At 72.9% G+C, this 25,485-nt stretch carries 18 protein-coding genes and 1 pseudogene; 8 read left to right on the top strand and 11 right to left on the bottom strand.

The window, feature by feature from the left end:
• Positions 1-142 precede the first annotated feature (142 nt).
• Together ACZ6TD_RS07255 and ACZ6TD_RS07250 are read left to right on the top strand one after the other, a co-directional pair.
• Positions 143-349: a hypothetical protein gene (locus ACZ6TD_RS07255; protein ID WP_471351715.1), complete on the top strand. Its 207-nt coding sequence runs from the start codon at positions 143-145 to the stop codon at positions 347-349.
• 13 nt (positions 350-362) lie between these two features.
• Entirely contained in the window at positions 363-2,141 is a 1,779-nt protein-coding gene (locus ACZ6TD_RS07250; RefSeq protein WP_471351713.1) for an HEXXH motif domain-containing protein, read from the top strand.
• Between the two features lie 46 nt (positions 2,142-2,187).
• Here ACZ6TD_RS07250 and fxsT read toward each other — a convergent pair whose 3' ends face one another.
• The 7 genes and pseudogenes from fxsT to ACZ6TD_RS07215 form a co-directional block, all read right to left on the bottom strand.
• Positions 2,188-4,746: an FxSxx-COOH system tetratricopeptide repeat protein gene (gene fxsT, locus ACZ6TD_RS07245; RefSeq protein WP_471357530.1), complete on the bottom strand. Its 2,559-nt coding sequence runs from the start codon at positions 4,744-4,746 to the stop codon at positions 2,188-2,190.
• Between the two features lie 438 nt (positions 4,747-5,184).
• Positions 5,185-6,552 (bottom strand): annotated as a pseudogene (locus tag ACZ6TD_RS07240) (SAV_2336 N-terminal domain-related protein); the annotation flags it as partial.
• Positions 6,549-7,730 carry an AAA family ATPase gene (locus ACZ6TD_RS07235; RefSeq protein WP_471351711.1) on the bottom strand — a complete coding sequence of 394 codons (1,182 nt, stop codon included), beginning with the start codon at positions 7,728-7,730 and terminating at the stop codon, positions 6,549-6,551. The pseudogene ACZ6TD_RS07240 and the gene ACZ6TD_RS07235, both read right to left, overlap by 4 nt.
• Positions 7,727-9,223, bottom strand: coding sequence for a VMAP-C domain-containing protein (locus ACZ6TD_RS07230; RefSeq protein WP_471351710.1), 1,497 nt, complete (start codon positions 9,221-9,223; stop codon positions 7,727-7,729). Before ACZ6TD_RS07230 ends, ACZ6TD_RS07235 begins: the two co-directional genes overlap by 4 nt.
• A gap of 386 nt (positions 9,224-9,609) precedes the next feature.
• A complete protein-coding gene (locus ACZ6TD_RS07225; RefSeq protein WP_471351708.1) occupies positions 9,610-10,755 on the bottom strand; it encodes a phosphorylase family protein in 1,146 nt (381 codons plus the stop codon).
• 67 nt (positions 10,756-10,822) lie between these two features.
• A complete protein-coding gene (locus tag ACZ6TD_RS07220) occupies positions 10,823-11,380 on the bottom strand; it encodes a hypothetical protein (RefSeq protein WP_471351707.1) in 558 nt (185 codons plus the stop codon).
• A gap of 66 nt (positions 11,381-11,446) precedes the next feature.
• A complete protein-coding gene (locus ACZ6TD_RS07215) occupies positions 11,447-13,264 on the bottom strand; it encodes a sigma-54-dependent Fis family transcriptional regulator (RefSeq protein ID WP_471351705.1) in 1,818 nt (605 codons plus the stop codon).
• Between the two features lie 163 nt (positions 13,265-13,427).
• On the opposite strand from ACZ6TD_RS07215, the gene ACZ6TD_RS07210 reads away from it, so the two are divergent.
• Together ACZ6TD_RS07210 and ACZ6TD_RS07205 are read left to right on the top strand one after the other, a co-directional pair.
• The gene (locus tag ACZ6TD_RS07210; protein WP_471351704.1) at positions 13,428-15,176 is read left to right on the top strand and encodes an FAD-dependent oxidoreductase; all 1,749 of its coding nucleotides are present in this window, start codon (positions 13,428-13,430) and stop codon (positions 15,174-15,176) included.
• An 89-nt stretch (positions 15,177-15,265) separates the two neighbouring features.
• Positions 15,266-16,180 (top strand): YceI family protein, encoded by a 915-nt coding sequence (locus ACZ6TD_RS07205; RefSeq protein ID WP_471357528.1) that lies wholly within the window; start codon positions 15,266-15,268, stop codon positions 16,178-16,180.
• A gap of 52 nt (positions 16,181-16,232) precedes the next feature.
• Here the strand turns inward: ACZ6TD_RS07205 and ACZ6TD_RS07200 are convergent, their stop codons facing one another.
• Positions 16,233-16,829: a hypothetical protein gene (locus ACZ6TD_RS07200; RefSeq protein ID WP_471351702.1), complete on the bottom strand. Its 597-nt coding sequence runs from the start codon at positions 16,827-16,829 to the stop codon at positions 16,233-16,235.
• Positions 16,830-16,988: 159 nt separating this feature from the next.
• On the opposite strand from ACZ6TD_RS07200, the gene ACZ6TD_RS07195 reads away from it, so the two are divergent.
• The gene (locus ACZ6TD_RS07195; RefSeq protein ID WP_471351701.1) at positions 16,989-17,477 is read left to right on the top strand and encodes a glutathione peroxidase; all 489 of its coding nucleotides are present in this window, start codon (positions 16,989-16,991) and stop codon (positions 17,475-17,477) included.
• 52 nt (positions 17,478-17,529) lie between these two features.
• Here the strand turns inward: ACZ6TD_RS07195 and ACZ6TD_RS07190 are convergent, their stop codons facing one another.
• On the bottom strand, positions 17,530-19,365 hold the full coding sequence (locus tag ACZ6TD_RS07190; protein ID WP_471351699.1) for a glycoside hydrolase family 9 protein: 1,836 nt from the start codon (positions 19,363-19,365) through the stop codon (positions 17,530-17,532).
• A gap of 187 nt (positions 19,366-19,552) precedes the next feature.
• Between ACZ6TD_RS07190 and sigJ the strand changes: the two genes are divergently transcribed.
• A complete protein-coding gene (gene sigJ, locus ACZ6TD_RS07185) occupies positions 19,553-20,443 on the top strand; it encodes an RNA polymerase sigma factor SigJ (RefSeq protein ID WP_471351698.1) in 891 nt (296 codons plus the stop codon).
• A 164-nt stretch (positions 20,444-20,607) separates the two neighbouring features.
• On the top strand, positions 20,608-21,840 hold the full coding sequence (locus ACZ6TD_RS07180) for a glycosyltransferase (protein WP_471351696.1): 1,233 nt from the start codon (positions 20,608-20,610) through the stop codon (positions 21,838-21,840).
• Here the strand turns inward: ACZ6TD_RS07180 and ACZ6TD_RS07175 are convergent.
• Entirely contained in the window at positions 21,825-22,472 is a 648-nt protein-coding gene (locus tag ACZ6TD_RS07175) for a response regulator (protein ID WP_471351695.1), read from the bottom strand. The two genes, ACZ6TD_RS07180 and ACZ6TD_RS07175, sit on opposite strands and share 16 nt — an antisense overlap.
• Positions 22,463-23,683 (bottom strand): sensor histidine kinase, encoded by a 1,221-nt coding sequence (locus ACZ6TD_RS07170; RefSeq protein ID WP_471351693.1) that lies wholly within the window; start codon positions 23,681-23,683, stop codon positions 22,463-22,465. Before ACZ6TD_RS07170 ends, ACZ6TD_RS07175 begins: the two co-directional genes overlap by 10 nt.
• A 110-nt stretch (positions 23,684-23,793) precedes the next feature.
• Here ACZ6TD_RS07170 and ACZ6TD_RS07165 point away from each other — a divergent pair, with 110 nt between their 5' ends.
• Positions 23,794-25,353 (top strand): serine hydrolase domain-containing protein, encoded by a 1,560-nt coding sequence (locus ACZ6TD_RS07165; protein WP_471351691.1) that lies wholly within the window; start codon positions 23,794-23,796, stop codon positions 25,351-25,353.
• The last annotated feature ends 132 nt before the right edge of the window (positions 25,354-25,485 follow it).

The following is a 25,485-nucleotide window of genomic DNA, read 5'->3' as shown; positions in this document are numbered from 1 at the left end:
CCCAGGCGCGCGGAAGTGACCGAAAATCTTGACAAGGCAGGCGCCGACTGGCCGTGTTCACTCTTTCGCAATCAAAAGGGGTAGGACACCATAGGGATGCCTCATATGAGCCGTTAGGGAGCGTCCGGAGGGGGACGGTGTCATGGAGCGGGTCGCGACCGAGGTCGAGACAGAGCTGCTGGACCTTTCGGGGGCGACACTCGAAGACCTGGAGCGGCACGAAGGGCTTTCCGCGGTGACGGAGCGGCTGCTCGACATCGTCCAGTACCCGCCGACGATCAGCGGCAACTCGTCGTCGTCGGAAGGCTGTGGGAGCGGCTATGACGTCCTCCGCCACACGGGGCCTTAACCATCGTTTGTCGGTGGAGTCTTTCGCCGAGTTGGCGCGGGGTTCGGGTGGCCCCTCGACCGTGGCCGAACTGACGTCGGGGCAGCGCAGCCGGGCCATGCTGCTGCTGCGCGCCCTGGTGGACATCGCTGCCGCGCACCCCGCCCTGCCCGGCCCCCTTCCCCCGCCCCGGGACGCCTGGCACCTGCTGATTCGGGCCGAGCGCCGCTCCCCGGCCGCCGTGGAGACGCTGTTGCTGCACCCTTCCGTGGGGGTGTGGCTCAACCGCTGCCTGCGCAGGCTGCGCGGTCTGGAATCGGGGGACGGGCCGCTGTGGAGCGCGGTGGGTCATCTGCATGCCGTAGCCGCCTCGGCCGCTCTTCTCGCCGGAATCGACTTTCGCGGCGCCGTTCCGGTGCGTGAGGGCGCGGTGATGTTGCCCGCCCTGGGACTCGCCCGCATTCCGGACGCCACCGATGTCGCCGAGGTCGTCGGATACGGCCGGAAGGCGGCGGTGTTATCCGGCCCCAATTCGGTGACGCTGCCCGCCGACTTCTCCGAGGACGCTCCCGGTTGGCACGGCCTGCGGCGGTTGCGCGGAGAGCACGGGGGGATTGTCTGTGCCCCCCTCGTCGATGACCTCGATCCCTATCGCGACTTTCTCCGGATCCGGGCCCCGGAGCGGCTCGGCGACGAAGAGTGGCAGGGCTGGCAGGAGCGATTCGGCAATGCGTGGCGGCTGGTCGCGGAGCAGCGCCAGGTGGACCCGCGGGGAATCGGAGCCTGCCTGGCCTCCGTCGTGCCCGTGCCGTACGCCGCCTGGCCCGAACCGTTCAGCGCCTCATCGCCGGAGGCGTACGGCTGTGTGCTGCTCAACGGGGTCACGGACCCACTGACCCTCGCCGCCGCGCTGGTGCACGAGGCCCAGCACATCAAGCTCAGCGCCCTGATGGACCTGGTGCCCCTGATCGAAGGGGGTCTGGAGGAGATCCACTACGCGCCCTGGCGGCTGGACCCGCGACCGCTGCGCGGGCTCCTCCAGGGGGTGTACGCGTTCCTGGGCGTGACCGGATTCTGGTGGGACCGGCTGCGGCGCGCCGAGACCGGCCCGGCCCGGGACAACGCCGCGTACGAGTTCGCCCTGCGCCGGGCACAGACCGCCTCGGGACTGCGCACGCTCCTCACCCACGCCGAACTGACCCCCAGGGGCGGGGAGTTCCTCCACCGGCTGGAGGAACGGCTGACCCTGTGGCTCGCGCAGCGGGTGCCCTCCGTACCGGCGCGCCTGGCGGCGGACCTGATCCACGATCACCGGCTCGTCCACCGCATGCGCCACCTGGTGGCGGACCCGGAGCCGACCGCCCGGTGGGCGCGGGCCTGGCGGGAGCGGACCGACCCTCCCGGGGAGCTGCCCGGGACCTCGGTCCGGCCGACCCGCCCCGAGGCGCCGGCGCGCCCCGCGCTCGCCCGGCTCCGGCTCGGGGACCCGGCGGGGTTCGCCCGGCTGCGCGAGGGCGCGGGAGCGGGGCTGCCCGGGGGCGGTGACGCCCCCGACCGGGCCGACCTCGACTGGGCCGCGGGGGACACCGCGGCCGCGCTGCGCGGCTACCGGGCCCGCTTGGAAGCGGACCCGGACGACATCGCGGCATGGGCGGGGCTCGCGCTCGGCCTGCCGGACGGCGCGGCCAGGACGACGCTGCTGAACCACCCCGAACTGGCCCTGGCCGTCCACCGGGAGCTGCGCACCGCACCGGGCACGGGCCCCGATCCGGTGGCGCTTGCGCGGTGGATCGGGACGCGTACGCGCGGGTGAACGGCGCGCGGCACGGCGCCCCGCGAACGGCGCCGCGGACGCCGGTTCAGATGGAGATCGACTCCACATCGCAGTCCGCCCGGATGCCCCGGGCCGCCGCCACCGTCGCCGGGTGGTTGGCCGTCAGCACCCGGCGCAGCCGGCCGAGCGCGTCCTGGTGCAGCTCCTCCGCCTGCCTGCCCTCGCCCAGCGCGCGCAGATCCCCCGACAGGTTGACCGCACACGCGAGCGTGGTGGGATGGTCCTCACCGAGCCCGGACCGGCAGGCCGCCAGGGTCTCGGTGTCCAGGTCGTGGGCCTCCTGGTAGTCCGCGAGGGTGTAGTGGTCGCTGGCCATATTGATGGCACAGGCCAGCGCCATGGGGTGGCCGGCCCCCAGCCGCTCGACGAGTACCGGCAGCGTCTGCTTGTTCAGCGCGAGCGCCTCGTCCGTCTCGCCCAGCAGCCGCAGCGTCACGGCGAGGTCGACCGCCGCGCCCAGGGTCGCCGGATGCCGTTCCCCCAGCAGGACGCGCATCTCGTCGAGGCATTTCCGACCCAGCTCACGGGCGCCCTCCAGATCGGCGGTCTGCCGCAGATCCATCGAGAGGGCCAGGGCCGTGATGGTGATGTGGAGGTTGGGCTCGGTGTAGCGCAGCCGGTACCGCTCCAGCACCTCCCGGCTGAGGTCCAGGGCGCCCTCGTGGTCGCCCGCCTTACGACGCGCCACGGCGAGGTTGCGCAGGGCGAAGACCCCGATGGGCGCGTTCTGCGGGAGCACTCGGCGGACGCGGGCACAGGTCTGCTCCAGCATGTCGCGGGCGGCCATGTAGTCCCCGCTCTCCCGGACGTCGATGCTGAGGTTGGCCTCCACCAGAATGGTGAGCAGGGCGTCCTCGCCGAGCACCAGACCGGCGGTGCGCCGGGCGCCCTCGTCCAGCTGCCGGGCGCGTTCGTAGTCCCCCACCGCGCGCAGTGCCAGGGCGTAGTCGTTCGCCGCGCCGATGGAGTACGGGTCCTCGTCCCCGAAGAGCCGCAGGGTCCTGGTCCAGCGGTCCTTCTCCAGCTCCACGTATCGCGTGTAGTCGCCCTGGTAGCGGGTGTCAACGGCGACCGCGCCCTGGGTCACCAGGGTGTTCTCGTGGTCGTCGCCGTCTTTGGCACGCTGGAGCTCCAGCGTCCGGCGGTTGAGCTCCCGGGCCTCGTTGAAGTGGCCGAGCACGGTCAGGACATGGCCCAGGGTGCGGGAGACGGCCAGCGTCTCCGCGCTGTCCTCGCCGAGCGTCTCCACCCATTCCCGGCGCACCTGGGTGCCGAGCTCCAGCGCACCCTCGTGGTCCCCCCAGATGTAGAGGAAGCGGACCAGATTCCGCACCATCTGCCGCACCCATTTGTCATCGCACTCCATCGCGCGCGACGCCCGGACATGGGAGAGGAGGTCGGCGTACCGCCCCCAGTTCGCGGGAGTCACGTCGTTGGGGTCGCCGACGGCCAGCAGCACATGGGCGCTGTGCCGCATGTCCGCCTGCTGCTGTGTGGACATCTGGCCGATCAGCACGGCCTGCACCAGCCGGTGCATCTCGATCGTGTTGCTGCGGTGATTGATCTTGATCAGGGCGTAGCGGTTGATCTCACGGATCGCGTGGCCGAGCTTGATGGGGTCCTGCAGCACCTCCGACAGCTCGGGGGAGAGGGACACCCCGCGCACGCCGGAGAAGAGCCGGCGGGAGACCGGCTCGGGCGCGAAGAACGAGCACATCTGGAGGAGTTGGAGCGCGCCGGGATGGGTTTCGGCCAGCCGCCGCAGCGACATGTTCCAGGCGGCGGCGACCGGTTCGGGGTAGTCCACCGGAACGCCCGCCGCCAGCAGCTCGTTGCGGCGGGTGGAGACATCGGCCCGCTCGTCCTCGAAGACCTGGAGATACTCGTCGACCGGCATCCCGGTCTCGGTGAGCCACGCGGCCGCCTGCTCGATGGCCAGCGGAAGGTCCCCCAGCGCGTCGGCGACCCGGTCCGCCTGGTCGCGCGGCAGCTCCGGCCCCCGGCGGCGCAGCAGCTCGATGCTCTCCTCCCGCTCGAAGACGTCCACTTCGACGGTGCGGGCGGCGCGCGACCACTGGGCGTTCCTCGAGGTGACCAGGATCCGGCCCGGCCCGCCCGCGGGGAAGAACGGCCGAACCGTCTCCAGCTCCTCGGCGTTGTCGAAGACCAGCAGCCAGTTTCGGCAGGGGCGCCCGGTGCGCAGCGCGTCGAGCACGCTGGGCACGGCCGTGTTGGCCTCCATGCCCGCGTGCAGCCCGAGCCGGTCGGCGAGCTGGACCAGCGCCTGGCGGATCTGCTCGGGGCGCTCCGCCGGGATCCACCACACCGCGTCGTAGTCGGCGGCGTGCTGATGGACGTACTCCAGGGCGATCTGTGACTTGCCCACCCCGCCCAGCCCGTGCAGGGCCTCCGGCAGCACGGCGGCGGTGCCCTCGCTCCTCAGCCGCTCGTGGAGGGTGTCGAGCAACGTCTGCCGCCCGGTGAAGTTGTTGTTCCGGGGCGGTACATTTCCCCAAATGGACGGGGGTTCCCCGGGCTGGCGCTCCTCCACGGCGGGCAGGGACCGGGCAGCGGTCACGGACACGAATGTTCCTCTCAGATGCTCCCCCGCCGGGCCCGGCGCGCCGTGCGCCGGCGGGGATGGTGAATCGTCGGCCTGGGACAGCGGGTCTGTTCGGGGAGTCGTGGAGTCAGTCATGGCCGCAACCGCCTCGGAGACCACATATTTTCCCCTGTGTGATGCGTCTTCAACTGGATCGGACGGGCTTTCCCCCGAGCGGGCGAGCGCCTGATGGGCCAGGACCAGGGCGCGAAAGGAGCGCGCACCCTCCAGATACGGCCCGGAGAGCGCCTGGTAGACCTGCTCCTGGAGGCGGATGTACGGCAGCAGGCGCTCCGTCCTGGGAAGGTCCCCCACCGAGCCCGAGGGGTGGTTGAGCAGATCGCGCAGCATCAGCAGCGGTTTCCAGCGGCGGCCCAGCCGGTCCAGGACGCTGCCGAGGATGTACAGCGACTCGTCCCGCATCCCGGCGGACAGCAGCAGTTCCCGCACCCCGTCGTGGAACTCGTAGCCGATGCCCGTCTCGTCCAGCGGGTCGGCGGTCCCCACCTTGCGCAGCAGCCCGCCCAGCAGCACCTCGGCCAGATCGCCGGGGCTGCCCTCCGGCTGGTGGATCCCCTGCACGAACTCCATCACGGGAATGTTCAACGGGGCCGCGGCCAGCCGGGACGCCAGCCGGAAGGCGCTCGGCGAGGCCGCGGCGCGGAACCGGAAGACGCGGTCCCAGGCGCTCGGTTCCGGTTCGGGATCCCAGCGCTCGGCGGGCGCCCCGGGCAGCAGCGCCATCGTGTCCTCGCCGCGCGCCGACGGGCGGGCCACCAGCCGCGCCCAGTTGGCCATCCACCGCGCGTCCAGCTCCAGCACCGGGACCGGTGGCGCGCCGCCCGGCCAGGAGCCGCCGTCCGCCCGCCGCCAGGTGCCGTTGGGAGCGCCCGGTCCGGGGACCCGCACCCGCACCCGCTCCGGCGCCACCCCGGTGTGGCGCCAGCGGCCCTGACGTAAGACGTGCAGCACCGCGACCGACGCGTGCCGCGCCCATTCGGCCAGTGCGCGCCGGGCGCTCTCATCGCCCCAGGCCGCGCCGATGCCGTCGGTCAGCACCAGCACCGTCCGCTTGCCGCGCGGCTCCATCCCCGCCACCGGCGACCGGTCCTCGGCGGGTAACGGATGGTCGGTGTTGACCCGGTGCACCCGCACGTCCCGGAAGGCGCCGGTGCGTTGCAACACGGTGACCAGATGCGCCGCCGTCCGCCGCCACACCACCATCGAACTGGCGCAGTCCACCACCAGGACGGCGTCCATCCAGCGCTCGCGCACGGGCACCAGGTCGGGCACCCACAGCCCCTCGCGCGCCGCCCGCTCGGCCGTGGCCTCCTCGTCGACCTCCGTCTCGACCGGCGAGGGCGAGGTGCGCTTGAGCGGCCGCAGCGCTCGGGACAGAGCGCGCTCGGGCAGCGGCGGCCCGTCGGGGGACGGCCGGCGCACGGGCGCGAAGACCTCCGCGACGGTCGCCGGCTCCGCCTCGCCGGGCGGCGCGGAGACGCCGACCAGCTCCGCGGGGAGCAGTGGTTCCGCGACCGCGGGCGCCGTCTCCGGGCGGGACGCGGGGCGCTCCCCCTGCCGGTCCTGCCGCGGCTCGTCCGGCGGCTCGTCACCGGGCGGCGGGGCGTCCGCCTCCGGTGTCCCGGGGAGGGGACCGGGGTCCGGCCGTCCGGGGCCACGGTCCGTCTCGGCCTTGCAGACCGCCAGCCACAGGGCGTCCGCGAGCTGCCGCCAGTCGAGGTCCCGTGGGCCCGGCCCGGCGGACCTACCGCCTGGGTCGTGTGTCATGTCGAGCCCGCTGCGCTGTCCAGCCGGTGCCAGACGGCCTGCAGTAGCTCCTCCCACTCGGGCCCCGGAACATGTGACTGGGACGTCACCAGATACACCGCGTTGAGCAACTGGTCGGCGGCGAGGCCGCCTTCGCGCTCGCTGCGCTCGAGGAACATCTGGATCAGCTCCCGCGCACGCGGATCGTCGGCCCGCCCCAGATGCGCGGCCACGATCGCGGCGAGCCGGTCCGCGTCCGGGTCGGGCAGCCGGAGCTGGAGACAGCGCCGCAGGAACGCGGGCGGGAACTCCCGCTCGCCGTTGCTGGTGATGACGACGACGGGGAAGGCGCGGCAGCGCACCCGCCCCGAGGCGATGACGGTACTGCGCTCCGGGTCGTCGGTGAGGACCGAAACGGCCGGGCGGCGCCTGCGGATGCGCACCAGCTCGGGGATGGAGTACTCGCCGGCCTCGAAGATGTCGAGGAGGTCATTGGGCAGATCGATATCGCTCTTGTCGAATTCGTCGATGAGCAGGACGCGCGGCAGGCGGTGCGGGAGCATCGCCGTGCCCAGCGGCCCGAGTTGGAGGAAGTCGCCGATGTCCTCCGGTCCGGGTTCGAGGCTGTCCCCCTCCGACGCCTGGCCGGCCGCGGCGGCGTGCACACGGCCGACGGCATCGTAGCCGTAAAGCCCGGACCGCAGGGTCGATCGCGTGGTGATCGGCCAGCGCAGCACCCGGCCCAGGCCCAACTCCCGGCTGATGCGGTACGCCAGCGTGGACTTGCCGGTGCCCGGGCGGCCGGTCACCAGAAGGGGGCGCCTGAGGATCAGCGCCGCGTTGACGAGATCCGCCTCCTCCGGATCGGAGCGCACGCCCAGGGGAGTCGCGCCCAGCCGCCGGGCGGCGTCCTGCTCGTCCTCCGGCGGCGCCGGGGGCTCGGTCGGGGCGTCGTCCGCGTCCGATAACGCGCCGGGCCGGCCGTTGCCCTCGACCGGGCAGGCCGAGACCCCGCCGAAGGCGCGCCACGGGGGCGGCGGCGGAAGGATCTCCTCCAGGCTCACATCGTGGAGCGGGCGCCCGGTGCCCTGGTAGATCCACCAGGGGCGCGGTATCCCGGACGGCAGGGCGGCCGAGGCGGAACCGGAATCCTGGTGGACCCGTCCGTTGTGGCGCCGCGCAGGCTCTTCGTCGCTCATCGACCACCCACCCCCTCGTCCGGCCCCGTCATGCGCCCTTGCGGTTCCACGGGACGGGTCGGGTCGTCCCAAACGAGCACCACATGCTGCCCCAGGTGATGCTCCCGCTCCGCGGAGTCGATCGTATGGGCGTCCAGACGTAACTCTGTCACGGCTTCGCGGAGCCGTGCCAGGTTCCCGCTGGCGTCGGCCTGTTTTTGTCTGAGCCGCTCGACGAAGTCGGGGTCCCGGGTCGCCCGGCCGTCCCAGGCGACCACCGGAATCCCGGCCCGCCAGGCGGTCAGCGCCTCCGAGGTGCCCTCGGGGGTGGTGCCCGGGGGCGAGGTCAGGACCAGGGCCACCACCTGCGGATCGGCCTTGAGCCGGGCCAGCAGGGCGGTGGGGTCGCCGGAGCGCGGGCTGTCCGGGTCCTCGCCGTCCACGACGAGCTGCTTGGCGCGCTCGGGCTGCTGGTCGAAGAGGTTCCAGCGGTGCTTCCACTCCCGGTGCCAGCGCCTGGTCCAGCTGCGCTCCAGGCTCCGTACGACCACCGGATGGTCCATGTACAGCGGGATCGGCAACTCGCTGTCGAGCTCCAGACGCCAGCGGTGGACCGGCAGATTCAGGTCATCCGGGCCGAGCATGAACTCGATGTGGATCGCCCGGGCGTCGTCCCACTCCTCGGCCGCCTGGTACACCAGCGTCTGGACCGCCCGCTCCGCGGTCTCCGCGGTGACCTGCGTGACCGGGCCGCGGACCGGATGCCAGCCGGTGGGGTCGTACTGGTGCCAGGACGAGAGCTCGTAAGCCCCGGCCTCCTCCTGCGGCAGCAGCCGGATCACCAGATAGGCGTCCACCGGACCGGCCGGGGCGGCATGCCCCACCTGCTGCCGCAGCGACCGTAGCTGGGGCGTCAGACCCAGCTCCCGCGCCTGCTCATCGGCCCAGTCGCGCAGCGCGTCGGCCCTCTGCAGCGGACGCGCCGCCGCCGCGAGGTACTCCACGAGGGCGAGCCCCGGCGGCAGCCCGCCCGGCTGTGCGTTCATCCGGCTCAGCACCTCGAAGGCGTGCCAGGGGCCGGTGACCGCCGGGACGTCCTGCAGCGGGCCCGCCGCCGTACGGCAGAGCTGGCCAAGCTGCTCGATCTCCAGCTCCTCCAGCAGCGACCGCAGCTTCGCGGTGGCGGTCCCGGGCAGCGCCGGACGGGCCGTCATCTGCTCCATGACCGAGTCGAGCCGCTTGATGGCGTCCTCGTCGGCCGCCGCCATCACCGCGAGGGACGCGCGTAGCGCGTGCATGATCCGCACGTTTTCCAGGCATTCGCGGGCCAGCTCCACCAGGAAGTAGTCGGTCACCCGGTGGGCGCGTACGGGGACGCTGGTCATCTCCAGCTCCATGGCGACCAGATCCAGACACAGCGTGCGCAGATCCGGATCCGTCAGACAGCGGAACTCCTTCAACGCCGTGACGAGGTTGCCGACCGATTTCAGGCCACCTTCCCCCATGGCCGCCATGCCGTGCCCTCCCCCGAGGCCGCATCATCGGTCCCCGCCGCCGATGATCCCGCCGGAGACCCTGCCACACGCGGGCGCCACCCGCCCGGACTCCGGGACAACTTGTATGCCCCGCAGGTCTCTCGTGACACCCCCTGGGCGAGTATGTCCGTGGCACCGTCCCCCGCGCCCGGGGCGGACCCCGCCGCGGCCGGGACACCTCCCGGCCGTGGACCGGGGAGCCCGCGCCCGCGGCGGCCGTGAGGCGGAGGGCCGTCCTCCTCAGGGGCCCACCTGGACGGTTCCGGTGAAGCCGCGCGGGGAACGCGGTCCCGGGGTGGCCCAGGGAAGGCGCGGGGGAGGGCAGCCCGGGGCTCGGGCACGCCGGGGCGGGAGGGTGAGGAGGGTCACTCCAATCCGAGTTCCTCGACGCGCCGGGCGAGTTCGGCGGCCGCCGGATCGTCCGGCGCGAGCACCGCGACCACCTCCACCAGCTCGCCCATGGCCCGTCGCGCCTCGCAGACGCGCAGCAGGGACAGGGCCTCCGGACGGCTCGCCGACTGACGGCCCACCGCGGTGCCGACGGTGGGCAGCTCGTCGAGCAACTGCTGCCAGCGCGCGGGGGAGGTCATCCCGACCACGGCCAGCAGGGTGTCCGCGAGTACGCCGAGGTCGCGGATGGTCAGCCTGCGCCGCCGGGGGCCCTCGGGCGGCGTACCGGCGGCGAGGAACCGCGTACCGGCGGCGAGCGGCCCGGCCGTTGCCGGGGCGTCCGCGGCGACCGGGATACGGCCGATCAGCTCGAAGGCGAAGGCGGCCGCGTGCCGGGAGGCCACCGGCTGCCAGCGCTCGTCATGTGCCTCGCCCTTGTCCCCGAGCAGATCCGAGATGCCGCGGATCACCAGCGCGTCCAGGTGCTGGTTGACATACGCGCCGGCGAGGAAGCCGAAGCCCTCCATGTCCACCGCGAGCGCGTCACCCGCACTGGCGGCGAGCCTGAGCCCGACGTCCGAGCGGTGGTGCGCCACCACCCGGCCGCCCGCCGCGAGGGGCTTCACGTGGGCGCGGGGGCGTGGCGCGTCGTCCCCGGGGCGGATCCGCCGCTGCCACGTGTCGCCCGCCGCCACCAGCCGGGCCGGCTGCACCAGCCCGTACGCGGACTGATAGGTCTTCTGCCGGGGCCAGAACCCGGTCTCGGTGTCCTTGCCGGTCTCGTAGTCGTACACCGCGTCGGCGGCCACCACATCGCCCAGCGCGACGTCCTTGACACCGCCCGCCACCCCCACGAACAGCACCGCCCGGGGTGCGAAGAGCGCCGCCGCCCGCTCGACCGAGGCCGCGGCGCCCGGATTCCCCGGGCCGGTCATATGGATGGCGACCGTCCGCTCCCCGGACTCCTCGCGGAACACGCCCAGCTCGAACAGCGCGCCCCGCTCCGCCTGGACCGGACGCGGATCCTCCAGATGGGCCCGCACCGCCCGGTACTCGACCTCCAGCGCGGTCAGGACCACCACATCGGCCCGCACCGCACCCCCGTTGTCACCAGCGCCCACCGATCCCCCCTAGGACAGCCTCTGCCGATACCTTCCGGGCCCGACGAACCCCACGGGTCTTCCCCCATCATGGCCGGTGCAGATCCGCGTACAGCACGATCTGCACCGCCAGTACGGCGATCAGCGCCGCCTCCGCCACCGACACCGCCAGCAGCACCGCCCGCACCGGCTCCGACGTCCAGTACACGATGAGCGCGGCGATCGGCGCCACGGTGAACAGCAGCAGATCGGCCGCGAGCTGCAGCCGCTTGCGGGAGACCCGGCGGCCGTCGTCGCGGTGGGCCCGCTCCCAGCCGAACACCGGTGGCCGGCCCGGGGCGAGCGCCGTCAGCCGGGGCCCCAGATCCTCCCGGACATACCGTCCGATGGCCGATATCTTCTCGTCGTTCACCAGATACGCCCAGCCCAGCAGCGCCGACGCCGGGGGCAGCAGCAAGAGCAGCTCCGGGCGCCCATGGCTCTGCAGGGAGAAGGTGATGATGGCCGCCATCGCGGCCAGCGTCGCGTAGAGCAGATTGTCGCGGAATCCGATCCGCGCCCGCTGCTCCTCCTTCACCTGCTCGTACTCCAGGATCAGCAGCCTGCCCGTGACCGCCTCGCTCTCGGCGCTGTTGTCTCGCGTCACCGTGCCCCCTCCGCGGCCCATGACCGGCTCCGGTGTGACCGGCCCCCCTGGTGACTGTTTCCGCCGCTACGCCTGGTCCATTCCGTACGCCCGCAACTTCCGGTACAACGTGGCCCGGCCGATGCCCAGGGACGCGGCGGCCCGCGCCTTGTTGTCCCCGTGCCGGCGCAGCGCCTCCAGGATGGCGGTGCGCTCCGCCCGTTCGATACCGCTCAGCCGGCGGGTGGCCGGCGGCACCCGCAGTCCGTACGGCAGCTCCTCGCGCCGCACCGGCCCCGTGGCGCGGCGGTGCTCGGCCACCTCCCGTACGACATGGGCGAGTTCGGACACATTGCCCGGCCAGGTGTGCTGCTCCAGCGCTCGGCGGGCGTCCAGGCTCCAGGTCAGCGGGGGACGCCCGGGGGAGGGGCGCCGGGCGAGGCCCGCCAGCAGCGCCGGGATGTCCTCGACACGTTCGCGCAGCGGCGGCAGCGTCACCGACCGGGCCGCGAGGATGTCCAGCAGTCGGCTCAGACACGGACCGGTGGGCGCGCCCGGGGTGTGCGTCGCCACCAGCGGCACCGCTGGCCGCTCCGCGAGCAGCGACAGCAGCGCCGCCACATCGGCCTGGCCCAGCCGCTCGGCGTGGCGCAGGAGCAGCGGCGGCGCGCCGCCGTCCCCCTCCGACTCCGGGAGCTCCGCGAGCGCGCGGCACCAGCGCGGGACCTCGCCGGGCACCTGCTCGGCGGCGTCGACGACACGTGGTGCGGCCGTGCCCCGCAGGCCGAGCAGGGCGCGGGCCAGCGCGGTCTTGCCCACGCCCGGCTCGCCGATCAGCAGCAGCGGCTCCACGGCCCGCGCCAGCTCCGTCGCCCGGGAGACGGCCAGCCGCCAGGGCCGGGACGTGCCCACGAGCCCCGGGAGCCGGTCATGGCCCCGCCGCTCCGCCGACCGCGCCCGCCGGGCCGCCGTGCACACGGTGGCCACGGCTCCGATGACCTCGCCGCCGTGCACCAGGCGCGTCATCCTTACGGTGAGCCCGGCGCCGTCCGGCACGGCGATCTCGCCGTCCGGTACGGGGATCTCCTCCGGTGCGTGCTCCTCCGGCCCCGTGGCCGCGTCCCTGAGGAGGGCCGTGGCATGCCGCTCCAGCCGCGCCAGCGTCTCGTGCGACAGCAGCCGCGCGGCCTCCGGGCTGACGAGGCGGCTGCCGCCGTCGAGCGCCACCACCGCCGCCCCCTCGGCCCGCTGCCGCAGATACGCGTCGAGCAGCACCCGCTCCGGCGGGCGCGCCCGGCCCAGCAGCTCCGTCTCGACGGCGTGCGCGGTGGCCTCGGCGAGCGCCGTGCCCGGGTGGGCGGTGCGGCCCTCGTCCAGCGGGGCCACCACGGTGACGGCGCCGGCCGGGCGGCTCGCCGTCGGCTCGTACAGCGGAACGCTGACCACCGACACCTCCTGCCACACGTCGAGGAAGTGCTCGGGGCCGTGGACCTCGGCCCGGCGCCCCGTGCGCAGCGCGAGCGCGGCGCTGTTGTGCCCGACCGCCTTCTCCGACAGATCGAAACCGGCCATCCCGCCGGGCGTACCGGCGTAGCGGCCGCCGCCCGACCACAGCGCCCGGCAGCGGGAGTCCACCAGCACCAGCCCCATCGCACCGCCCAGCGTGGGCGCCACGCGGTCCAGCACGGGGCGCGCCGCGGCCAGCAGCGGTGAGTCCACCGGCGGCCGGACCCTGGGCGGGGCCGCCAGATCGCGCGGTACGCCGAAGAACCGCGCCCGCCGCCAGGCTTGGGCGAGGTCCTCGGGGAGCCCGTCGCCCGGTGGCCGTCCGCTGAAGAAGCGGTCCCGCGCCCGGCGCAGCGACGAGAGGGCCGGGTCGGCGGGGGTGTCGTCGGTGGTCGTCACAAGCCCTCCACCGTATACGTCGCCACTGTTTCGAAATGAGACACCTCGGGGTCCGGGTTCTGGAACAAGATCATCAATGGTCGATCGGCGATCACGATCGCGCCGGGAGATCGGCCGTCACGGGGGAGAGGACGGGGAGAGGACCGAGAGGAGCCCTTCAGCAGTGGAGACCGTCGAGACCGACGTACTGGTCGTGGGCAGCGGCCCCGCCGGCGCCGCGACGGCGCTCGCCCTGAGCACCTACGGCGTGCCCAACGTCATGGTCACCCGGTACGGAAGCCTGGCGGACACGCCCCGCGCGCACATCACCAACCAGCGCACCATGGAGGTGCTGCGCGACCTCGGCGTCGAGGACCAGGTCACCGCCCTGGCCACGCCGCAGCCGCTGATGGGGAACACCGTCTTCTGCACCAGTCTCGCGGGCGAGGAGCTGGGACGGCTGCGCTCCTGGGGCAATGACCCGCTCATCCAGGCGGCGCACGAACTGTCCAGCCCCAGCCGGATGTGCGACATGCCGCAGCACCTGATGGAGCCGGTGCTGGTGAACGCCGCGGTCTCCCGGGGCACCGCGCTGCGCTTCCACACCGAGTACCTCTCCCACGAGCAGTCGGACGACGCCGTCACCGCGCTGGTCGAGGACCGGCTGCGCGGGGACACCTACCGCGTCCGGGCCCGTTATCTGGTCGGCGCGGACGGCGGGCGCAGCCGCGTCGTGGAGAACGCCGGGCTGCCCACGGTCGGCCGGATGGGCGTCGCGGGCAGCCTCAACATCGTCTTCGAGGCGGACCTCACCCACCTGACCGCCCATCGCCCCTCCACGCTCTACTGGGTGCTCGCCCCCGGCGCGACCGTCGGCGGCATCGGCGCGGGCCTGGTGCGCTGTGTGCGCCCCTGGACCGAGTGGATGGTGGTGTGGGGCTACGACCTCGACGCGGGCCCGCCGGACCTCACCGAGGAGTTCGCGCGGTCCGTGGTGCACCGGCTGCTCGGCGACGACACGATCCCCGTGCGCATCACCTCCACCTCGGCGTGGACCGTCAACCACCTGTACGCCGAGACCTACGCCGACCGGCGGGTGCTGTGCGCGGGCGACGCCGTCCACCGCCATCCGCCGTCCAACGGGCTGGGCTCCAACACCTCCATCCAGGACGCCTACAACCTCGCCTGGAAGCTCAAGCTGGTCCTCGACGGCACCGCCGCCCCGGCCCTGCTGGAGACCTACTCCGCCGAACGGGCCCCGGTGGGACGGCAGACCGTCGAGCGGGCCAACCGCAGCATCGGTGAGACCGCGCCGGTTTTCGAGGCGCTGGATCTGCTCTCCACCTCCGATCCCGAGCAGATGTGGCGCAATGTCGACGCCCGTAAGGCGGCCACGCCCGAGGGCGCCAAGCAGCGGCAGCGGCTGCGCGAGGCCGTCGCGGCCAAGGTGTACGAGTTCAACGCGCACGGCGTGGAGATGAACCAGCGGTACGTCTCGGACGCCGTCGTGCCCGACGGCACCCCCGACCCCGGCTTCGACCGCGACCCCGAGCTGCACCACCAGCCCACCACCCATCCCGGCGCGAAGCTGCCGCACGCATGGGTCGTCCGGGGCCGTGAGCGGCTGTCGACCCTCGACCTCGGCGGCCACGGCCGGTTCACCCTCTTCACCGGCATCGGCGGTGGCTGCTGGCAGGAGGCGGCCGCGGCGGTCCGGCGGGAACTGGGCGTCGAGCTCGCCACCGTCTCCATCGGCCCCGGCCAGGAGTACGAGGACCCCTACGGCGACTGGGCCCGGCTGCGCGAAATCGGCGACTGCGGCGCCCTGCTGACCCGCCCCGACAACCACATCGGCTTCCGCCACGCCGAAGCCTCCCCACAGGCAGGGGAGTTGCTGCTCGGCGCGCTACGGAAGATCCTCGGCCACGGCTGACAGCCACCCCCCGGGCGTCCGGAGTCCACCCTGGGGCTTCATCATGGACGCGCCCCATCCCCAGAGAAACCGTTAGTGAGATGACTGCAATGCCCCTCGCAATGCTCCGGCGCATGCGCACCAAGCGTCCGGACCGCGGATCAGGACTCAGGATCCCCCTGCCCGTGGGCGCCGGAGCCTTCAGCTGCGAGGTCCTGGACCCCGTGGGCCAGGCCCTGGGCGGCGTGGAGGTCACCGTCACCGAGATGCGTGGCGCCGCCCGTACGGTGGCCAAGGCCACCACCGATCCGCATGGACTCTTCCTCGCCACGCTCGAGCCGGGGCAGTACACGGTGCTGCTCACCGGAAGCGGTCTGCAGCCCAACCGGCTCACCGTCGACATCGCCCCCGGCCAGAGCGAACCTCCCCGCCGGGTGCAGATGGAGCCCTCGCAAGCGCTGGAACTCCCGCCGCCCGGCACCTGGCTCTTCGACCCGCCGCACACCGCCATCCGCTTCATCGCCCGCCACGTCGGCATGGCCAATGTGCACGGCCGCTTCACCCGCTTCCGGGGCGGCATCCACATCGCCGATCGGATGGAGGACTCCCGGGTCGAGGTCGTCATCGACGCCTCCAGCATCAACACCGGCAACAACACCCGCGACGCCCATCTGCGCTCGGCGGACTTCCTCGACGTCGACAACTTCCCGGAGATCCACTTCGTCAGCAACCGCTTCACCTGGCGCAGCGGCCCCAAATGGACCATCCAGGGCCCCCTCACGATGCACGGCGTCAGCCGCTCGGTGACCCTGGACACCACGTACCTCGGCGCCGTCAACGGCGGCTACGAACAGGAACTGCGCTGCGCCGCCCTCGCCACGGCCGAACTCCACCGCGAGGACTACACGCTGAACTGGCGCAACATGCTCGCCCGCGGTATCGCCGTGGTCGGCCCCACGGTCAAGCTGGAGCTCGACATCCAGGCGATGTACCGCAACCACGACACGCCGACCCCGCCGGAGTAGGCGGTCACGCGGCTATCGATGGGGGCGGGCCCTGCGGCCCGCCCCCATGTCGTCAGTCCCAGCCGCCCGAGAAATCGCCGTTCAACTGCGCCGAGCAGATGTTGTAGCCGCCGCGGGCGTGTCCGGACTTCGTCTCGCCGTCGATCGTGACGGAGCAACGGATGTCGCCGCCGCCCATGAGCTGCGCGGTGACCTGGTAGTAGAGCGCGTCGTCCTTGACCTTCAGCTTCTTGGTCAGCGGCAGACCGCTGCCGTCGAGGTTTTCGCCGTCGCTGCCGTAGGTGATGTCCACCCCCGAGGGGGCGCTGCCCCACACCTTGAAGACGGCCGTTCCGGCCGGTGCCTCCTCGGTCCTCTTCGGCTTCGGTGCGGCCTTCGGCTTCGCGGTGACGGTCTTGGTGACCGTCACGGTGGGAGCCGGTTCGGCCGCGTCCTTCACCCGGGCGGGCTTGGCCGTGACGGTCACCGTCACCTTGGGCGTGGGCTTGTCGCCGGCCTCCTTCGTGTCCTCGCCCTGGGCCGAGCCGATGCCCACTCCGGTGAAGAGCAGGATGGCCGCCGCCGGAACGGCTATGCGCTTGCGTGCCCATCCGGGACGCTTCGGCGCCGGAGCGGCAGGTACCGGTGATGGCTGGTTATTCCAGGACATGGTCCCCCCTTGAGTGATACGCGAGGAACCGACCTTAACCGCGCTGATTGAAAAGTGAAGAGGTTGTGTGCGCCAGGTGTTCATATTGTGATCCGCGGTCATGGGCGCGTGACCACATAGATTGGGCTCACCCACCGAACGACGAAGGCGGTAGATCCCATGAGCCTGTACGACATCCCCCTGCGCACCCTCGCCGGCGAGCCGACCTCGCTCGGTGAGCACCGGGGTGCGGCGCTGCTGGTGGTCAATGTGGCGTCCAAGTGCGGCCTGACCCCGCAGTACGAGGGGCTCGAGCGGTTGCAGCAGCGCTATGCCGGGCGCGGGTTCACCGTGCTGGGGGTTCCGTGCAACCAGTTCGCGGGGCAGGAGCCGGGGACGAGCGAGGAGATCCAGACGTTCTGCTCGACGACCTACGGGGTGTCCTTCCCGCTGCTGGAGAAGACCGACGTCAACGGCGAGCAGCGGCATCCGCTCTACGCCGAGCTGACGCGGACGCCGGACGCCCAGGGCGAGGCGGGCGATGTGCAGTGGAACTTCGAGAAGTTCCTGATCTCGCCGGACGGTGAGGTCGTGGGCCGGTTCCGGCCGCGGACCGAGCCGGAGGCGGACGACGTCGTCGCCGCGATCGAGGCCCAGTTGCCCCGGTGAGGTGAGGCGAAGGGGGCGGGGCGAGGGGCCGGGAGGCCCCTCGCCCGCCCGGTCAGCCGCGTTCCGCGGCAAACGCGGCCAGCCACGCCAGCGGCGCGTTCCAGTTGACCGCCACCTCATTCGTGGAGTACGAGCCGATGTCGTCGATGTAGCACGCCGCGGGCGCGCAGCCCGGGAGCTTCTCCTGCGCCACCGGATCCTGCAGCCCCGAGTTCGCGCCGCCCGCGATCGATCCGGCGGGCGGGTTCGGCAGCGAGGCGTCGTACTGGTGCGCCCAGAAGCGGTGGTGCTGGTTCTGGGAGGCGTGCTCGCCGTAGCCGGTGACATAGGACTGGCCGAGGGCGTTGCGGCCGAGCAGATAGTCCAGCGTCTCCAGTGCCCCGGCGCGGTACCGCCGCTGCTTGGTGAGCTCGTAGGCGACGGCCAGGACCGTCCCGTTGTTGGCCACCTGGCCGTTGGAGCCCCATACGTAGCCGTCCGCGGGCAGCGGCACCGCATAGCCCTGGCCGGCCATCGTGCTCAAGCGGGCATCGGCCGCGGACACCACGGAGGCGCGGACCCGGGCGAGGTCGGTGGCGGGCAGGCCGTTGCGGACGGTGGCCAGGACGATCCGCCCGAGGGGCCCGGTGGCCTGCCAGCTGAAGCCGCCCGGGGTGAACACATCGCTCGCGGTGTGGTACGGCGAGGAGGTGACCGCGTCCCGGTACCGTGCCTCCCCGGTGGTCGCGTACAGCTCCGCCGCCGCCCAGTAGAACTCGTCGCCCACCTCGCTGTCGTCGTACGCCCCGCCGCCGGTGGAGTCGGACGCCGGTGCAAGCACATCGGGGTTCGCCCGCGCGGCGGCCCAGGCGCGGCGCGCCGAGTCCAGGCAACGGGCGGCGAAGGCGGCGTCGTACGGCGCGTAGACCCGGGCGCACTGCGCCGCCGCGGCGGCCAGGTTGAGGGTGGCGGCGGTGGACGGCGCGTGCAGCTCACGCGGCTCGGCGTCCTGCTCCGGCCGGGTGGGCAGCCCGGTCCAGGCGGCGTCATGGACCTTGTGGAAGGCCATGCCCGCCCGCGGCTTGCCCTCCGGGATCTGCATGCGCATCAGGAACTCCAGCTCCCAGCGCGCCTCGTCGAGCACATCGGGGATCCCGTTGCCCCGCTCGGGGACGCGCAGCGTGGAATCCCCGAGCGCGGCCGCGTGTCCCGCACGCTTGGCGCGCTCGAAGGAGTTGACCAGCTGCCAGACCGCGAGACCGCCGTTGACCACGTATTTGCCCTGGTCACCGGCGTCGTACCAGCCGCCGCGGACATCCCGGGTGTAGTCGCACACCCCGCTGACGCAGGGCACGGCGGTGTCGCCCCGGTTGGGGGCGACGCCCAGATGGCCCGCCGGGCGCGCGTAGGCCGCACCGGCGAGCGACGCCTCGATGGGGATACCGCTGCGCTGCTGGTAGAAGAAGGACATCGCGTCCGCGCGCAAGCCCTCGTAGAGGTTCGCGCGGATGTCGAAGGGGTGGCTGCTCCGCCCGTCCACGGTGAGCGTGTAGCCGGTGCCCGTCCCCCGGTACGAGGAGAAGTCCACCAGATGCGCCGACTGCCCGGAGGCGGCGTCCGCGCCCCGTACGGTGGTGGTGCCCGAGGCGGCGGTCCGCCCCGCCGCGTCGCGCAGCTGCCAGGGCAGGGCGGTGGTGCTCGCGCTGACGACGGTGGCGCGTTTGGGGCCGTCCGGCAGATAGCCCAGCTGATTGACCTGGACGGCGGACGGCGCGACGGAGGCCGAGGGTGCGGCGGGGGAGTCCGCTCCGGCGGGCGCGGACTGGGCCGCGATCAGCAGCAGCGCACCGGTGAGCAGCGCGGTGGCGGCCCGCGCACCGCGCGGACGGCGTAACAGGGGCAGGGACATGACGGGCCCTCCAGGGGGAGTGGGAGGTGTGGGAGCGCTCCCAATTGGTGTAATGACGTGATCGCAGCGCGTCAAGGGGCTGGACGGGTGCACGGTCCATCCCGCCCCCTCTGTCACATCGCACCCGGCCCATCCGTCAGCACGGTGTGGCCTGTGACGGTGCGGTCCGGACAAGGGGATGTGACCGATGAACGAGAACGACCTTCTGGCGGAGGGCTTCGAGGCCCACCGCAGCCATCTGCGCGCGGTGGCCTACCGCATGCTCGGCTCGCTGAGCGAGGCGGACGACGCCGTCCAGGAGGCATGGCTGAGGCTCAACCGCTCCGACACCGGCGCGGTGGAGAACCTGGGCGGCTGGCTGACCACCGTCGTCGGCCGGGTCTGCCTGGACATGCTGCGCTCGCGCACCGCCCGGCGCGAGGAACCCCTGGGGGTGCGCCTCCCCGACCCGGTCATCAGCCGTGCGAGCGGACCCGGCCCCGAGGACCAGGCGCTGCTCGCCGACTCCGTCGGCCTCGCCCTGCTGGTCGTCCTGGAGACGCTGGCCCCCGCCGAACGCCTGGCCTTCGTACTGCACGATCTGTTCGCCGTGCCGTTCGACGAGATCGCCCCCATCGTCGACCGCACCCCGGCCGCCGCCCGCCAGCTCGCCAGCCGCGCCCGCCGCCGGGTGCGGGGAGCGGCCCCGGTCCCCGACGCGGACCTCGCCCGGCAGCGCGAGGTCGTGGGCGCCTTCCTCGCCGCCGCCCGCGACGGCGACTTCGAGGGGCTGATCGCCGTGCTCGACCCGGATGTCGTCCTGCGCGCCGACTACGGCCCCGCGCCCGCCCGCGCCCCGCGCGAGGTGCACGGCGCCGCGGCCGTGGCGGACCAGGCGCTCACCTTCTCCCGCCTCAGCGGACCGGGCCTCCACGCCCGGCCCGCGCTCGTCAACGGGGCCGTGGGCGTGGTCAGCTCGCGGGAGGGGCGGCCGTACTCGGTGCTGGCCTTCACGGTCGCGGACGGCAGGATCGTGGCGATCGACATCCTGGCCGACCCCGAGCGGCTGAGCGGGCTCGATCTGGCGGACCTGGACTGACGAACTGGCTGGCGAACCTGGGCTGGCGAAACAGCAATGGCAGGGAGGTACTCCTCCCTGCCACTATCAACCTATAGCGCACCGGGGGGCTTGCGGCAAGGCCCGGGTCATGCCTCAGGATGGGCGGCCGATGCCAGTACCTGGGGAAACGGGGGGTTTGCGATATGCGTGTGGTGTTGTCGACGTGGGGGTCGCGCGGGGACGTCGAGCCGCTGGCGGGGCTCGCGGTGCGGTTGCGGGAACTCGGCGCGGAGACGCGGGTGTGCGCGCCGCCGGACGAGGAGTTCGCGGCACTGCTGGCCGGTGCCGGCGTGGAGCTGGTGCCGCTCGGCCCGACGGTGCGCTCGGTGGTGACCGCCGAGCGGCCGCCGTCGGCGGCGGCCGCCTTCCGGCTCGCGCCCGAGCTGGTCGCCGCGCGGTTCGAGACGCTCGCCGCGGCGGCCGAGGGATGCGATGTGCTCCTCGCGACCGGCCTGATGCCGGCCGGCGCCCGCTCGGTGGCCGAGAAACTGGGCATCCGCTATGTGTTCGCGTGCTTCCATCCGTTCGGACTGCCCTCGCGGCACTTCCCTCCGGGGAGGCGGCCGGGCACGCCGTCCCCGCGGGAGGAGACCGACCTCAAGGTGTTGTGGGAGCAGGACGCCCAGCGGGTGAACGAGCTGTACGGCGAGGCGGAGAACCGCCACCGGGCGGCGATCGGCCTGCCGCCGGTGGACAACGTCCGCGACTACGTCTTCACCGACCGGGCGTTGCTGGCGGCGGACCCGGTCCTGGGCCCGTGGCAGGACATGACGGAACTCGACCTCGTACAGACCGGGGCGTGGATCCTGCCGGACGAACGTCCGCTCCCCGATGAGCTGGAGGCGTTCCTGGACGCCGGTGAACCGCCGGTGTACGTGGGCTTCGGCAGCATGGCCATGCGCACCTCGACCGACCTCGCCCGGGTGGTCATCGAGGCGGTCCGCGCCCAGGGCCGCCGCGTGCTCCTCGCCCGCGGCTGGGCCGAACTGGCCCCGATCGACGACCGGGACGACTGCTTCGCCGTCGGCGAGGTCAACCATCAGGCGCTGTTCGGCCGGGTGGCCGCCGTCGTCCATCACGGTGGCGCGGGCACCACGACGACGGCCGCCCGGGCCGGCGCGCCTCAGGTGGTGGTGCCCCAGATCGCGGACCAGCCGCACTGGGCCGCCCGGGTGGCCGAGCTGGGCATCGGCGCGGCACACGACGGTCCGGCCCCGACCCTCGACTCCCTGTCGGCCGCGCTGAAGGTGGCCCTGACGCCCGGGACCCGGGCACGGGCGAGGGCCGTGGCGGGCACGATGCGCACCGACGGGACGACGGTGGCCGCCGAACTGCTCCTCGACGCCGGGGCATCGGGCGGTCAGGCGCGCAGGTAGGTGAGCACCGCGAGGACGCGCCGGTGTCCGTGGCCGTCCAGGCGGAGGTCGAGTTTCTGGAGGATGGAGCTGACATGCTTGTTGACCGCGGCCTCGGTGACATAGAGGTCGCGGGCGATCTCGGCGTTGGAGCGGCCCTCGGCCATGAGGGAGAGGACCTCGCGCTCCCGGGGCGTGAGCCGCCGCAGGGGGTCCTGCCGCCGCCGCAGGAGCTGGCGCACCACCTCGGGGTCCATGACCGTAGCCCCGGCGGCCACCTGCTCGACCGCGCTCGCGAAGTGGGTGACGGCGCTGACCCGGTCCTTGAGCAGATAGCCGATGCCGCTCTCGCTGCCCAGGTCGAGCAGGTGGGTGGCGTAGGACTGCTCGATGTACTGGCTGAGCACCAGAATGGGCAGATCGGCGCGGTGGTCGCGCAGCGCCACCGCGGCGCGGAGGCCGTCGTCGGCGTTGCCCGGGGGCATCCGCACATCGGTGATGACGATGTCGGGGTCGTGCTCATGGGCCGCGGCGATCAGGGCGTCGGCGTCGCCGACGGCCGCCGACACGTGGTGGCCGAAGCGGGTGAGCACGCTGACCAGGCCGTCCCGCAGCAGCGGTGAGTCTTCGGCGAGCACGATGTTCAGCGGCACGGGAGCTCCACGCGCAGCAGTGTAGGGCCGCCCGCCGGGCTGGATATCCGCAGTCTGCCGTCCGCCGCGGCGACACGGTCGGCCAGACCGACAAGACCGGTGCCCGCGGCCGGGTCCGCCCCGCCGACGCCGTTGTCCCGGACCGTCAGCGTCAGGACATCCGCGTCCAGCCGGGCGTGGACCTCGGCCCGGGTGGCCCGGCTGTGCTTGGTGGCGTTGGCCAGGGCCTCGGCGACGACGAAGTACCCCGTGCTCTCCACGGTCGCGGGCAGGCGGTACGGAAGCCGGATATCGACGGTGACCGGCAGGGCGGAGCGGGTGGTGAGGTTGTCCACGGCCGCGGCGAGGCCGTGGTCGGTGAGGGCCTTGGGGTGCACACCCCGGCTGAGCTCACGCAACTCGTTGACCGCGAGGGTGACTTCGCCCTGGGCCAGCGCGAGCTGCCGGGCCACCGGGGAGCCCGGTTCCGCGTCCAGACCGGCCAGGCCGAGCAGGACGTTGATGGAGACCAGCCGCTGCTGGGCGCCGTCGTGCAGGTCCCGCTCGATCCGTCGGCGCTCCGCGTCGAAGGCGTCCACCAGACGCGCCCGGGAGGCCCGGACCTCGGTGAGCTCCCGGCCCAGTTCGCCGTCGCGCGGCGCCAGGATCAGACGGGTCAGCGCGGCACGGGCACCGGCCCAGGCGGTGATGGTGTACGGCGCCGCGGGCAGCAGACACAGGCCGATGACCAGCCACGGCCAGGCGCCGGGGTCATCCATCGGCGACGTCATGAGCAGGACGGGCAGGGCGAGGGCGAAGGCCAGGACGAGCAGATCCATCCACCACAGGGCGGTCATCGACACCGCGGTGAAGCTCAGCTCCCGCCAGGTGGCGGGCTCCCGCAGCCGGGTGTCCAGCCACCCGCGCAGCCCGGGGCGCTCAGGGGCCCGGTGCGGATCCGGCGCCGGGTCCGGGTCCACCAGCCGCAGCCGCCGGCGTTCGATCCGGGTGACGACGATGCCGGACAGCGCCACGGCGAGGAGGAGAACGGCGCCCACCCCCACGATCAGCGACACCAGTCCGGCCAGGGCCAGGGTCAGCAGCGTGACCATGGCGATGGCGCCGAAGACGACCCCGGACAGCAGATAGGCCAACGCCCGCCAGGGCCAGGCCGAGGCCAGGAACCCCAACGGATGCTGAGCGAGAGCCTGCCAGGCTGTTCGAGAAGACACCCGCAGAAGATATGCGAGCCGTCCGTCCCCGGTCGGTAGTGCGCGCACTACCTCTGATCTCGTACGCACACCAATGCGGTGCCCGCCCCGCCCCCGGTGGGATGAGCGCCATGCCGATCCATGGATACAGACGTCTCTTCCGCCTGGCGATTGCCCTGCTCATCGCCACGACGGCGTTGGGTTGCCCGGCGACTGCGCACGCCACCGCCCCGACCCGCCCCACGCTGAACGCCGCCTCGATCGACGCCTACGTCAACGCCTATATGGAGCGGACCGATCTGCCGGGCGCCGTGGTGGCGGTCACCAGGGGCCACAAGGTCGTCCACGCGGCCGGATACGGGCACACCGCGGCCGGGAAGGCCATGACCGCGCGGACACCGGTGCCCGTGGCCTCGCTCTCCAAGTCCATGACCGCGCTGGCCGTCATGCGGCTGGTCGAGGAGGGCCGAGTCGACCTGGACACACCGGCCCATCGCTATCTGCCCGAGTTCACGATGGCCGACCGGAGGGCCGAGAAGATCACCGTACGGCAGCTGCTGAACCAGACATCGGGCATGGCCGACTCCGCCTACCCCGACCTCACCCGGCCCCAGGCACATACGCTTTCCGAGGCGGTCGCGGACATGCGCGGCGCCCGGCTCGCCGCGCGGCCGGGCACCGAGTGGAACTACCACAACCCCAACTACTTCGTCGCCGCCCGGCTGGTCGAGGTCGTCAGCGGGCGGCCCTTCGCGGACTACCTGGCCACCCAGGTGTTCCGGCCCCTGGGCATGACCCACACCGAGTCGGTCGACACCACCGATGAGATGCCCGATCACGCCCGGGGCTACGTCCGCGCCTACGGCATGCTGTTCCCGCGCTCCCACCCCCGCTGGTTCGCGGCCGGCGGCCACGGCGTCGTCACCACGGCGGACGACCTCTCCCAGTGGCTGATCGCCCAGAACAACCAGGGCGTGTCCGCGGCGGGGCGGCGCGTCGTCTCCGCACGGAGCGTCGACGTCATGCACACCCCGCCGAAGGGCCGCGAGTACGCCATGGGCTGGTCCGTGAGCCCCGCCGGGGAGGGCCCCCGGCAGATCCGGCACACCGGGGAACTCCTGACCCACAACGCCATCCAGACGCTGCTGCCCGACAGCCGGACCGGCATCGCGATCGTGGCCAACACCGGCATGATCTCCGGGGACGACGCCGCCGTCATGCTCGACGGACTGGTCGACCTGGCCCAGGGCAAGCCGCCGACGGTGCGCACTCCGTTCACGATGAAGGCCGACTACGTCCTCGCGGCGCTGACCCTGCTGGCGATCGCCCTGGGCGTGCTCGGTGCCGTTCGAGCGCGCCGCTGGGCACGGCGCACCGCGGACCGGCCGCTGTGGCGAGTGGGCTTGCGCACGCTGCCCTGCGCCGTCCCGATCGTCTTGTTCGCCCAACTCACCGCCGTGATCGGCCTGTTCATGAACCGTGAGGGAACCCTGGCCCAGCTTCTGTACATCTGGCCCGCCCTCGTCATCTGGTCGGCCGCGGCCGCCCTGGCCTCCACGGTGGTGATCAGCGCGCGGTCGCTCGCCGTGCTCCTGACCCGGAGGGCCCGTGTTCTGGCGGCGCCCGGTGCCCAGGACGAGCGGGTGGACGCAGAGCAGGTATTCGTCGGTGAGGCCCGCCGGGGAAAGTGACTGAATCAACGCGCCCGGACCTCTTTCCGGACGCACCGCTCTGGTTCCGATGCGGTTTCGGCTGGCCATCACCGCCTGACGGCTCGGTGGCGCTGCGAGGCGTGCAGCCGGGGGGTCGGGAACGGCGACGAA

Source organism: Streptomyces yongxingensis, from assembly GCF_055597465.1.
This window is presented reverse-complemented; position numbering and strand designations above follow the sequence as displayed.